Genomic DNA, 11957 nt, shown 5'->3' with positions numbered 1-11957 from the left:
CATCCTGTATGTTGACCAAAATTTCTATCGAATTTCTCATAGTATTTCTAATAAAACAAAAAACTTTTGTCTTCAATGAGAAATCACCCAAAAGACAAAAGTTTTTATTTTACATAGCTTCTTTAATAATGTGCTCGAAGGGATTCGAACCCCCGACCCACGGCTTAGAAGGCCGTTGCTCTATCCAGCTGAGCTACGAACACATGGGACTTTTTTTTGCTTAGTTAGTTTATACTATATTTCGACAAATGTCAACATTAATTTTATAATTTTTATAATTTCTTATGTTAACATAAATATTATTGACTTAAAAAGCATAGTATAAACACTTAATATGATCAAATTAAGAGACGAATAAAAAACATCACCCTCCTTTAACGAAGTTTAAAGAATACTGTAATTTTGAATTCAACAATATAACTTTTCAAATATCTTCATAGGAAAAGGTAAAGGAAACAATAATTCCAGTTTCCTCTACCTTAAGCTTTTCTCTTAATTTTTATCTTAATTTTTAATATATACCTTCTGAATTTCTGCAATATACATTGTGTGATAATCTTTATCACCATACCATTTTTCATCATTTTCTTTTTCTATAAAGTTATCGCTTGGCATAAAGTTCTGATATATTTTTTTACATACCATGATCATATTCGCTTCTTCAAAGGCTGTCGTTCCATCAACGTAACAAGGTGTTAATCCCGCCTCTGCTTCCTTATCGGTATCACGGCCAGATTTACTCCCACAAATTCCAAGGGCTTTTTTATATTGCTTATCATAAAAAGAGATTGTAAAAGTATCATTAGCATCAACAAACTCTTTTGTATAACGTGATTGTCGAATATATACAGTGGCTGTATTCTTTCCCCAAAATACACCTAAGCCACCCCAACTAGCTGTCATTGTATTATGCTTTTTCTCGTCACCCGCTGTGATAAGTAACCACTCACTTCCGATTAATTTGAATGGATTAATATTTAATTCATTAATATCAATTTCTTTAAAGCTCATTTATAGTCCTCCTTAATACTTTATAAATAGACTCCCTATCACTATACATCAATTCTTTCCATTTGTTAATACATCAAGCAGAACTTATAGTATCATCTATACTTTATATAATTTAATTGTTAGTATTAGATTATCTCCTTGCTTTTCTGCTTCCATAATTCCGTGATGTAGCTCAATTATTCTTTTTGAAATAGTTAAACCTAACCCTGATCCTTCTTTTTCACTACTTCTAGCACTGTCTAATCTATAGAATCTCTCAAAAATCTTATTAACATCGATTTCATCGATTCCATCACATTTATTTTTAAAATGCATTACAATATAAGTTTCATTACTTTCTACGCTAATCTTAAAAACGGAATTTGAATCACTATATTTTTCAGCATTTTTTAAGATATTTTCAAAAACTCTTGAAAGCAATTTAACATCGATTTCAGAATATAGTTCTTTATAAGGATTATCTAATAAAACTTCTATATCTTTCTCATTAAAATCAATAATACTTTCTCCAACTATTTGATTTATTAAAGCTGAAACATTAAATCGATTACGCTCAAGTTTTACATCATTGCTAGTTAATTTTGTATATTCGAATAATTCATTGACTAATTCTTTTAATCTTAGGCTCTTATTATATGTGATTGAAATATACTCATCTCTTCTCACATCGTCCTCATACTTATGATTATTTAATAAATCTAAATAACCTATAAGTGATGTTAATGGTGTCTTTAAATCATGGGAAACAGACGTTATTAATTCGTATTTTGAGTCTTCCATCTCTTTTTCTTTCTTTAATCTAGCTTGTAATCTTGCATTCATTATGTTTATACTTTTGGCTAGTTCAGTAAACTCATCATTTCCCTTTTCCTCTAGAGAACTTAAAAATTCTAAGGAATCTATTTTCTTGACTGAATTAATTATATATTTAAAATATTTAAGCCTTCGATTTACAAGTAATAAAAATATAAATATAAATGAGCTTATGGCAATAAAAGTAGGTAGTAAAAACAATAAATTAAATTGATTTGCCCATGTTGTAGCATAATTATATAACAATAACGCATATATGTTAAAACTTAGTATCATTACAATATAACAGATTATAAAACTAATGATTGCAACCCCTAGTGCCTTAACAGCTAAAGACTTATGCTTTCTTTTCATCATATCTTATACCCAACTCCCCAAACTGTTTTTATATACTCAGGGTTCTTGGGATCTTTTTCGATTTTTTGTCTAAGTTTCGTTATATGAACCATGATAGACGTATCTCCAACCGCATATTTATCTCTCCAAATATTTTCATATATTTGCTCCACACTAAATACAATATTCCTATTCTTACATAATAATTCTAATATTTTATATTCTGTTGGTGTTAATTTTATTTCTTTACCTTCTACAGTTACTCTATGCATATCAAGATCTAAAACTAATTCTCCAATTGTAATGTTACTTTTATCTAAATTATTAAATACAGTAACCTTCTAAGCTGAGCTTTCACTCTTGCGATAAGCTCCAAAGAACTAAACGGCTTTGAAATATAGTCATCCGCGCCTAAGGATAATCCTTTTAGTAAATCTATTTCCTGATCTTTTGCCGTAAGAAAGATAACTGGCATCATATATTTTTTTCTCAAATTTATTAAGGTTTCAATACCATCCATCTTTGGCATCATTATATCTAATAAAACTAAATCGTAATGATTTTCTTCAATGAATTTTAAAGCTTCTTCGCCATTACATGCTTTATCCACGTAAAAATCTTCTGATTTTAAATATACAGTGATTAATTCCCTAATGTCTTTATCATCATCAACTACTAATATATGTTTCTTCATAATTATCCTCTTCACATATTAAAACATAAGCTGGTGGAAAATTCATCAATACCTTAGAATAATTGACCTTATTAAAAAATTTATTTATAAATTTTACTTTGATCAGTGAATACTGGAAGGTAATAAATTTTCCTTTGCCTTTTATTAAATCTGACGTTTTCTTTAGAATACTTTTTGACACATTTTTCGGTAAGGAAGCAAACGGTAATCCTGATACAATATAATCCACGTCACTGATTGAATATCTTTTTAATATAATATCAATATTTTCAGCGCTACTATTTAAGATTATCACATTCTTTTTATGACCGTATAATTTTTTTAATTCGCTATAAAATTCTTTGTTAATTTCAATTAGTATAACGATTGTTTCATTATTTACCCTAGAAAGAATTTTTTCGGTAAATGCTCCTGTACCCGGACCATATTCTATAATACATTTTGCATTTTCAAAATCTATTTCACTTATCATTTCATTTGCTAGATGTTTACCGCTTGGAGCAACTGCTCCAACATATCTTGGATTTTTTATATATTCGAGTAAAAACATTTATACATCCCTCCAACATTAATTTGCATCAATAATAAAAACAAATGCTTAAATGTTACTGTATAAATATTTTAAGATTTCTTAATATTTGTCCAAATCCATATCATTATCCAATTAGATAACATCCAAAGCGCTAAAAAAGTCCTCTTTGTTCACCAGATTTAGACTTTGGAATTCCTACAAAAAAAAGCTGAAGTACTTTTCATTCACTACTTCAACTCTTTTATACTGATTTTTAGATACATTTATAATTAAATTCCTATACTAATTCATTTTTATATAAATAATTAATTCATATTCTTTTCACACCATTGGCTCAACAAACACTGATCACAATGACATTTTCTTGCAGTGCAGACACTTCGTCCATGATAAATCAACTGAAAATTAATACGATTCCAATAGTCTTTCGGTAGTACCTGCATGAGCTCCTGTTCCACCTGTACTGGATTCTTCCCATTTGCCCATCCAAGTCGCCTTGCAATTCGCAAAACATGAGTATCTACCGTAACTCCTGGAATATCATAAGCATCTGCGAGAAATAATGTTGCTGATTTTCTTCCAACCCCAGCTAATTTAATTAATTCCTCCACGGTTGTAGGAACATTTCCGTCATATTCGTCTATGATTTGCTTACAACATTGCTTCATGTTTTTTGCTTTACTCTTATATAATCCAATGGATCGAATATATTCTTCAATTTCCTCCACTGGAGCTTCTGCCATTTGTTCTATAGAAGTAAATCGATTCCATAAACCTGGTAACGCCTCGTAAACTTGTTTATCTGTACTTTGAGCACTTAACATGATAGCAAGTAATAGTTGCCAATCCGCATAGTGTAAAAATCCTTCCTTGGTGGTTCCATATTCCTGATCTAAAGTCTGTAAAACCATTTGTATCGCTTCGTTTGTCATAGTATAACCTTCTTTTCATCCTTTTAAATTAAAAGTTACTTCTAAATCAAAATACCATTACAATGGTCCATTTCATGCTGAATTACCTCTGCAACAAATCCACTAAAATTCTGAGTTTTCTTTATAAATCTCCCATCTCGGTATTCCACTTCTATGGATGAATATCTTGTAGTTTTTTTGGTTCCCTCATGGGATAAACATGCTTCTTCCGCTTCATATGTTGACTGGCTATGTCTAATAATCTTAGGATTTACCAATGGAATAAACTGATTTTTCATTTTAACTACGATAATACGAACATTCTCACCAATCTGATTCGCAGCTAGTCCAACGCAAATACCTTCGTTTGCCTTTGCAGTATCCACCATATCAGTAATAATATATAAATCCTCTTTTGTCGCATCTACAGCTTTTTGTATTAACTTCTGTTTATCCTTAACAATTTCTCTTACCATTATTATTTTAAGACAATTATCGTCTTTTCCTCTCTATATATTTTTAGTGAAGTTTCACAAAGAATGCTTATTTTAAGCCATTTATGAGTCTTCATCTAAGTTAACGTGTTACTACTAAAAACAGATCCATAGATAAAAAGTGTATCGTTTCAAACCCAAACGTACATCTTTTTCAGAAAAAAGGGTACACAAAAATAAACGTCATTCATTTTCTATAAAGACCTTCCTGTTTCCCAATCCTTCCTATAGCAACCAACCTCTCATGTCTAACAGGATCATCTGCATCTAGCAAAGTCCTAAATTCCTTCGTTCTGCCTATCTATAGTTGGGTGCCGCTTGCTGCTTTCTGACAGGGTCCTGCCCTCTGGAGTAATTCTAACGCGGCTAACCGGTTCTGTTTTGTCATGTTGATTTCATTCCTGTAACTCAGCACCAATATCTTGGCGGACGTCTTCTGTTTACAGTACTTTTTCTATTAGGCCACTTTTAATTCTTGTGGTCTGATGATGTCGTTTCTTAGTTTTTCTGCATCATAATGTATGCCTTTTGTTAAGACTGCGTAAAAGACTCTGATTAACTTACAACTAACAGCAACCATTGCCTGCCTTCCTTTTAACGGATTTTTTATACGAGTTGTATAATAATCATAGATTTCTCTAAATTCTCTATTGCTCCGTATCATTGGCAAAACCACTTGGAATAATAGCCTTCGCAGTTTTTTTCGTCCACGCTTACTGATCGTGGTTTGACCTTTATGCTTTCCTGAGCTGTTTTCTTTTAACTCTAGTCCTGCTAGTTTCTGTACCTGTTTCGGTGAATTAAAACGTCGAATATCACCTACCTCTGCTAGAAATCCAGCTACAGTAATAAGGCCTACACCTTTAATTGATAATAGTTGTTCTACATAATCAATCTGAAGGGTTTCTTCTTCGATTACTTGTGTAATCTTTTCTAATTGATTCTTTTTCGATTGATAATCCTCTAGCAAGAGTTGTAATTCCAACTTTGCACAGCTTCCACCATTAATTCCGACACTATTATGCGCAGCTACAACCAGGGTCTGTGCCCTCTTCATACCTACTCTACGCACCTTTGCTTCACGCCAGATTTTATTGATGCCTTCTGTACCTAATGATATCACATCTCTTGGCATTGGCGCTCTTTCAAGCACCAGGATACCACTAATTGAATCGAATACTTTATATACTTCTAAGTATTCAGGAAAATATATTTTAAGCCATCTCTTAATTCTATTCGTTGCTGCATTTAGCTCCTTTAGAATACGATCACGACTTGAAACCGCAGTTCTTAAATCCGCATATACTCCTTCAGGAACATATGGCAGACTATAGCGTCCCTCTACAACCAACTTAGCAATTGTTTTAGGATCTTTCATATCTGTCTTTTTCGGGCTATTATCATCCATTTCCTTACTTTGATGTACATGAAATGGATTCACAAATACCAGCTTCATCCCCTGTTCCTTAACATACTTTGCAAAGGTAAACCAGTAATGCCCTGTTGGCTCACAGCCAACAATAATCTCTTTTTTATTTGTTCTACTTAAAACCTGGTGCACCCAGTCTAGAAAGTTTATATAGCCTTGTTTTGTATTGCTAAAAGAAAAGACCTTTTTAGTTAATTCAATTCCTCTCCAATCGAATGCTCTAACATAATTAAACTCACTTCCAATGTCAGTTCCGATTACTAAAGTTGATTCTGTTACTTGTTCTATCTTCTTATTTTGTGTATAATTCATTTATAGCCTCCGGTGATTAAGATAATTTACATCCGCCAAGATGATATCTTAATTATACCGTGAGGTTTTCTTATTATCAATTGACGCTATTTATGAATTACAGGAATGCTTTCTATTTGTAAAAAATAAATTAAATGTCTTTTATATTATAAAAGCTATTATAGCATAATAAAATAACACGCGTAAACAGATTAGATTTTTCACTTCTCCTAATTGCCTAGTTTACTTTTTCTCTCCACTACTCCTAATTCTATCTTTAAGTTATCTGTTCCTAGATTTATTTAAGTTATCCGTTCCTAAGTTAACTTTTATGTTCTACAATAAAAGAAGTTTAAAACAAATTTTATCCTTTATCTTGAATCAATTTAAAAGCTATAGAATAGTTATAGTAATATATAAAAGGTACTCATTTATTTTTAGTATCATAAGAAAAGAGATGAAACGGAGAATAAGAATGAAAAAAAGAGTTATTCTTTTTACAACAGTATTAATCCTATGTTTTATTGTAATTAGTTGTTCAAAGAAATCAGAATCAACGAATACTACAGAGGACCCTACCACTATTCCTACTATATCTGAACAACAACCTGAAAATACTCCACAACCAACCAAAGAAGTCATAGAACCTACTGCAGAACCTACTGTGGCACCAACGCAATCACAATCCAATATCAATACAGTAACAGTACCTACGAATTTATCTGATGATTTGTATAGTTTCCAACTTCAAATGGATGGCGTCGTTTATCAATTTCCTATGACCTATCAACAATTTATCTCACAAGGCTGGACTTATCTTGGTGACCTTACAACAACATTAGATCCGAATCAATATACCGTTGCAGAAAGATTTCAAAAAGGTGATTATGAAGTATATATTAGTCTAGTTAATTTTGGTATGGATACTACTACCCTAGATAACTGCTTAGTTGCTGGAATCTCAATGGATCAGTACTTAATAAAAGATAATGGTTTAAATATTACATTACCTGGTGGTATTAAATATATGGAATCTTCTTTAGAAGATATCATAGCTGCTTATGGCACAGAATCAAGTCGCTATGATGGTAGCCTTTATACCAAATTAACTTATGAATATGATTCTTATCAAGATATCGAATTATCAGTAGATTTAGAGAAGAAGGTACTAAATGAAATATCTATTACAAATTTAGTAGAAACAGAAGAAACGAAAAATAATACGCAAGAAGTAAGTAATGAAATACCTGATATTGTAACTAAATATCAAGCACCAGCAGAGCTTGGTTCCAATATTCAAAGTTTTATTGTTTTATTTGATAAAAACTTATATCACATCCCAGCGCCAGTAAGTGAATTTATAAAGAATGGTTGGGTAATCAAGGAATCTGATACAGATATGACCGTCAAAGCAAAAGACTATGGATGGGTAACTTTAAGAAAAGACAATCAAGAACTTCGTGGAATAGCAAATAACTATTCTGAAAAAGCAACTACCATTGAAAATTGCTTCTTAACAACTGCTGTGGGTGATAAAAATACAACAAATGTTGAGATTGAAATCCAAAAAGGTATTAAACGTGGAATATCAGCTTCTGATCTAGAAAAGGCACTAGAAGGGGTAACATATGAAAAAGAGGATGCCGGTCTGCTTATATTTTATTCAATTGTAGGACCATATAGCAAATTAGACACGATAACCATTATTGTGAATTCCGAGTCAAATGAGGTTCAAAGCATTAAAGTTAATAACAGCCCGAAGTTAGATCATTTATTTGAATAGGTCTTGGTTTATAAAAAAAGAAACAAATTTTGATACTGTCTCAACACAGTTACAAAAATTTGTTTCTTTTTTATTAAATTAAGATATCGTTCTGCTGATAATCTCTCTTTTCAACTTTCTAATAACGAAGAAATAAGCTGGAATTAAGAACATATCAGCCATTATCCACGCAACTGGACTTGCAAAACAAGCAGCAATATAGCCAAACATCGGTACAAAAAAGTAACCAACAATACCACGGGCAATCATTTCAAATACTCCCGCAAAAATAGCTAATGTTCCAAATCCTAATCCTTGGATTGAGAATCGAATTATATTAACTAGAGCCAATGGAAAATAGAAAATACTTACCCATTTCAGTAATACAGCTGAATTTTTTATAATATCAATTTCTTTTCCCTCTACAAAAAGTAAGGATAATTTTTCACCAAAGAGAATCAATACCGCACATGATATTACGGAATATATCACTGCAATAAAACTACAAGCTTTGATACCCTCTGTAACACGGTCTAATTTGCCTGCACCTCTATTCTGCCCTGAATAAGTTGCCATTGTAGAACCCATAGCATCAAACGGACAGCAGAATAATGTACTAATTTTATTACCAGCAGTTACTGCTGCTACCGCCATAGACCCCAAAGAGTTCACTGCAGTTTGTAATACAACACTACCGATTGCTGTAATGGAATATTGAAGTCCCATGGGTAATCCCATCATACAAAGTTTTTGTATAAACAATAAATTAGGCTTCCATTCTTCCTTGCTTATCTTAAGAATTGGATATTTTTTTACTATGTATACTAAGCAAAGAACTCCTGAGATTGCCTGTGAAATAACAGTTGCCCAAGCAGCACCGGCTACCCCCATATCAAAAACCAAGATTGCAACTAAATCAAGTACGATATTTAATAACGATGATATCACCAAAAAATAAAGCGGTGTCTTACTATCACCGAGAGATCTTAAGATTCCTGATAATAAGTTATATAGATAAACCACAGGAATTCCTAAGAAAATAACAAAAATATATTCATAAGAGCCCTCTAAAATATCACTTGGGGTATTCATCCATACAAGAATTTTACCACAAAGCAAACATACTACAATTGTAGATATTGTCGCAAAAACAACAGACACCCACACACTATTCGCTACATATTTTCTAAGAGAGCTTTCATCTTTTGCACCAACGGCTTGAGCAACTGGAATGGCAAATCCATTGCATACTCCCATACAAAAGCCAATTATCATAAAATTAATCGATCCTGTTCCACCAACAGCCGCCAATGCCTGAGGTCCTAAAGTACGTCCTACGATCAATGCATCCATCATATTATAGAATTGTTGAAACAACATACCTATAAATAACGGGACACCGAAATACAGGATTAACTTCATTGGAGAACCTGTTGTCATGTTCTTTATCTTGTTATTTTCCATCTGTATTTACTCCTATGCTCTTTAGTTTCCTTGTCTATTTTATACTTTTTCATCTAAAATGCAATGAAAATATTTAATTTTTATACAACAAAGCCGACAAGTTGATTCTATTCATTCTTGTCGGCTTACTAATGTTTTTATAATCAAAATTTATTATATATGAAATTTTGATTTAGCTATTAAATTTTCCTTTTATTATTCTTTCTTTAAGGTCTAATACTTTCTCTTCTATGATTTTAGCAGTTTGAATAAACTCTTCATCCGCCTTACCAGATGGATCTTCTAATCCCCAATCTTCTCTATGCTTACATGGTAAGTTTGGACATTTTACGTTGCAACCCATTGTAATTACAATATCTACTTCTGGAATATCAGATAGCAATTTGCTTTTCTGAGTTTCATTCATGTCTACGCCATATAATTCTTTTATAATTCTTACTGCATCTTGATTAATTTGTGGTCTTAATTCAGTTCCAGCAGAATAGCTTTCAAATACATCGGATGCCAAAAGTTTTCCTAAAGCTTCAGCCATTTGTGATCTACAAGAATTATGTACACAAACAAAAGCAACTTTTAATTTACTCATTATAATAGTACTCCTAACTTTATAAACTTTAATCTATTTATTCTTTAACTTAATTGGGATAAATGTCTCCATCTGTGCCCAACCTTGTGCTTCAATAATTTCAGCTGGTGTAATAATATGCCCCATAGCATAATGATTTGGACGAACATCGAGTTCGAAAACTTCTGAGGTTTCAATGTATTTTAAAGCTTCATTATAAAACTTCCCATTGGCCTCTTCATCTCCATCTTTATACACATAGGTTAGATAGTAGCCACCCTCAAAATCAATGACTTCTTTTCCACCATCCTCCATATCTTCGCTTAATGCCCAAATCCAAACCATTCCTTGCTTTTCTTCATCAAAATACAAAAAATCTCGAGGCATAAAACCATCTCTATCGCATGGTTTAATTGCTGAAAAATACGCATCGAATTTTCCTAAAATACCATTTGAAGAAAAATCAAAATTTCTGTCTACACCAGAGGATGCCGCTTTAAATTTTGGTAATGATATAACTCTAAATTCCATATCTAACCTCCAATTAATATAAATTATATTACAGTATATTTGGATGGAATTACAGGAGCTTGATTGTCCATTTATACTTAGTAACCAAAAAACTGCTGAAGAAAATTATTCATATCTTCTTTATTCGCATTCAATTGAGGAATGCGATTTACATTGGCACCAGATGGATGTGGGAAATTTTTAAGTATATGTCCTTTTTCAATCATACCTTCCTCTTCTAGATGAGACAGTACTTCTTCCACTGCCTTTCCTAAAGGTATCAAAAGTACCTCCTTAGGAGCATTCAGACTAAAAAACTCTTCCATAAAATTCTCATAAATATATTTTTTTAGGATTGTGCTTTTTAAAATCTTTGGGGTATGTCCACTATAATTTTGCTTTTTTACAAAAACAGAGTAAGGGATTAAGGATACCGTATGAAGTAAATGATCCTCTTTTTCAAACAACTCGCCACAGCTTTTTATATGAAGTCGTTCATTTAACTTAATTTCATTTAGCATATCAATAATATTCTTTCGAATCACACCGCTAAATCGGCCAGCTGCTTTACATGCATATTGAATTTCATTCATAGGAATGCCTAATTCTAATTGTTGTCTTGCAGTTGCAATTGCTGTACTCATCTGCTGGAAGCCTGGTGTAATCCCAATAATAAATATTTTAGCTTGTGGATTGATATATTCATTATGAGGCGCATAGTAAATTTCTAAATTTTCTTCCTTTTCTAGTAAAAACTCAGAAATTAAGATTTCTTCTTTTGTATATTTATCTTTCAATGGTAAGGTCATAATCTGATCTTTAAAATCGTATAATGTCTTCTTCATTTTATTGTCACCTTTTAATTCTCAATATATTTATAACATATAGTTTAAAAAAAGGATATAAAAACATGCTGATTATAAAATATATTTTAAAGTTCAACAAGTAAAAAGGAATAAAGAATGTGCTACGCACAATCTCGTTATAGTATCCTATCAAGACTACGTTAAGTTTATTATCTAATACTAACATTCAAATCCCAATCTTTTGCTACAGGTACCTAATTGACTTTATTTCAAAAATGAATTAATATACATATTATCTTTTTAGAGTAAGATTCCATTTCATTCCAAACAATGCACTAG

11 protein-coding genes, 1 tRNA gene and 1 pseudogene are annotated in these 11957 nt (G+C 31.7%); 1 reads left to right on the top strand and 12 read right to left on the bottom strand.

Translation table 11 applies throughout. The annotated features are described in order from the left end of the window. Positions 1-129 precede the first annotated feature (129 nt). The 8 genes and pseudogenes from BN4220_RS10390 to BN4220_RS10355 form a co-directional block, all read right to left on the bottom strand. Positions 130-203: transfer RNA gene (locus BN4220_RS10390), tRNA-Arg, on the bottom strand. Between the two features lie 301 nt (positions 204-504). Further along, positions 505-1011, bottom strand: a complete 507-nt coding sequence (locus BN4220_RS10385; RefSeq protein ID WP_066715828.1) for a flavin reductase family protein — start codon at positions 1009-1011, stop codon at positions 505-507. Between the two features lie 96 nt (positions 1012-1107). After that, the gene (locus BN4220_RS10380; RefSeq protein WP_066715827.1) at positions 1108-2181 is read right to left on the bottom strand and encodes a sensor histidine kinase; all 1074 of its coding nucleotides are present in this window, start codon (positions 2179-2181) and stop codon (positions 1108-1110) included. Next, positions 2178-2854, bottom strand: a pseudogene (locus tag BN4220_RS10375) (response regulator transcription factor). Before BN4220_RS10375 ends, BN4220_RS10380 begins: the two are co-directional and overlap by 4 nt. Further along, positions 2829-3404: a class I SAM-dependent methyltransferase gene (locus BN4220_RS10370; RefSeq protein WP_066715826.1), complete on the bottom strand. Its 576-nt coding sequence runs from the start codon at positions 3402-3404 to the stop codon at positions 2829-2831. The pseudogene BN4220_RS10375 and the gene BN4220_RS10370 overlap by 26 nt, the downstream one beginning before the upstream one ends. A gap of 287 nt (positions 3405-3691) precedes the next feature. Then, the gene (nth, locus tag BN4220_RS10365) at positions 3692-4318 is read right to left on the bottom strand and encodes an endonuclease III (RefSeq protein ID WP_066715825.1); all 627 of its coding nucleotides are present in this window, start codon (positions 4316-4318) and stop codon (positions 3692-3694) included. Positions 4319-4359: 41 nt separating this feature from the next. Then, positions 4360-4773, bottom strand: a complete 414-nt coding sequence (locus BN4220_RS10360) for a peptide deformylase (protein ID WP_066715824.1) — start codon at positions 4771-4773, stop codon at positions 4360-4362. 475 nt (positions 4774-5248) lie between these two features. Next, a complete protein-coding gene (locus BN4220_RS10355) occupies positions 5249-6532 on the bottom strand; it encodes an IS110 family transposase (protein ID WP_066715805.1) in 1284 nt (427 codons plus the stop codon). A gap of 454 nt (positions 6533-6986) precedes the next feature. Between BN4220_RS10355 and BN4220_RS10350 the strand changes: the two genes are divergently transcribed. Next, positions 6987-8294 (top strand): hypothetical protein, encoded by a 1308-nt coding sequence (locus tag BN4220_RS10350; protein ID WP_066715823.1) that lies wholly within the window; start codon positions 6987-6989, stop codon positions 8292-8294. Between the two features lie 78 nt (positions 8295-8372). Here the strand turns inward: BN4220_RS10350 and BN4220_RS10345 are convergent, their stop codons facing one another. The 4 genes from BN4220_RS10345 to BN4220_RS10330 form a co-directional block, all read right to left on the bottom strand. After that, positions 8373-9737: an MATE family efflux transporter gene (locus BN4220_RS10345; RefSeq protein ID WP_066715822.1), complete on the bottom strand. Its 1365-nt coding sequence runs from the start codon at positions 9735-9737 to the stop codon at positions 8373-8375. 172 nt (positions 9738-9909) lie between these two features. Next, positions 9910-10323 carry an arsenate reductase ArsC gene (locus BN4220_RS10340; RefSeq protein ID WP_066715821.1) on the bottom strand — a complete coding sequence of 138 codons (414 nt, stop codon included), beginning with the start codon at positions 10321-10323 and terminating at the stop codon, positions 9910-9912. 33 nt (positions 10324-10356) lie between these two features. Then, the gene (locus BN4220_RS10335) at positions 10357-10833 is read right to left on the bottom strand and encodes a hypothetical protein (protein ID WP_066715820.1); all 477 of its coding nucleotides are present in this window, start codon (positions 10831-10833) and stop codon (positions 10357-10359) included. A 77-nt stretch (positions 10834-10910) separates the two neighbouring features. Beyond that, positions 10911-11657 (bottom strand): hypothetical protein, encoded by a 747-nt coding sequence (locus BN4220_RS10330; RefSeq protein WP_066715819.1) that lies wholly within the window; start codon positions 11655-11657, stop codon positions 10911-10913. Between the last annotated feature and the right edge of the window lie 300 nt (positions 11658-11957).

The organism is Clostridium sp. Marseille-P299 (genome assembly GCF_900078195.1).
Classification (GTDB): domain Bacteria; phylum Bacillota; class Clostridia; order Lachnospirales; family Lachnospiraceae; genus Lachnoclostridium.
The sequence above is the reverse complement of the archived record's forward strand: the minus strand, read 5'-3'. Positions and strand labels throughout refer to the sequence as shown.

Excerpts from the sequence above, each read along its gene's own strand:
- BN4220_RS10385 (WP_066715828.1), bottom strand. The coding sequence starts at position 1,011 with ATGAGCTTTAAAGAAATTGATATTAATGAATTAAATATTAATCCATTC.
- BN4220_RS10380 (WP_066715827.1), bottom strand. The coding sequence starts at position 2,181 with ATGATGAAAAGAAAGCATAAGTCTTTAGCTGTTAAGGCACTAGGGGTT.
- BN4220_RS10370 (WP_066715826.1), bottom strand. The coding sequence starts at position 3,404 with ATGTTTTTACTCGAATATATAAAAAATCCAAGATATGTTGGAGCAGTT.
- nth (WP_066715825.1), bottom strand. The coding sequence starts at position 4,318 with ATGACAAACGAAGCGATACAAATGGTTTTACAGACTTTAGATCAGGAA.
- BN4220_RS10360 (WP_066715824.1), bottom strand. The coding sequence starts at position 4,773 with ATGGTAAGAGAAATTGTTAAGGATAAACAGAAGTTAATACAAAAAGCT.
- BN4220_RS10355 (WP_066715805.1), bottom strand. The coding sequence starts at position 6,532 with ATGAATTATACACAAAATAAGAAGATAGAACAAGTAACAGAATCAACT.
- BN4220_RS10350 (WP_066715823.1), top strand. The coding sequence starts at position 6,987 with ATGAAAAAAAGAGTTATTCTTTTTACAACAGTATTAATCCTATGTTTT.
- BN4220_RS10345 (WP_066715822.1), bottom strand. The coding sequence starts at position 9,737 with ATGGAAAATAACAAGATAAAGAACATGACAACAGGTTCTCCAATGAAG.
- BN4220_RS10340 (WP_066715821.1), bottom strand. The coding sequence starts at position 10,323 with ATGAGTAAATTAAAAGTTGCTTTTGTTTGTGTACATAATTCTTGTAGA.
- BN4220_RS10335 (WP_066715820.1), bottom strand. The coding sequence starts at position 10,833 with ATGGAATTTAGAGTTATATCATTACCAAAATTTAAAGCGGCATCCTCT.
- BN4220_RS10330 (WP_066715819.1), bottom strand. The coding sequence starts at position 11,657 with ATGAAGAAGACATTATACGATTTTAAAGATCAGATTATGACCTTACCA.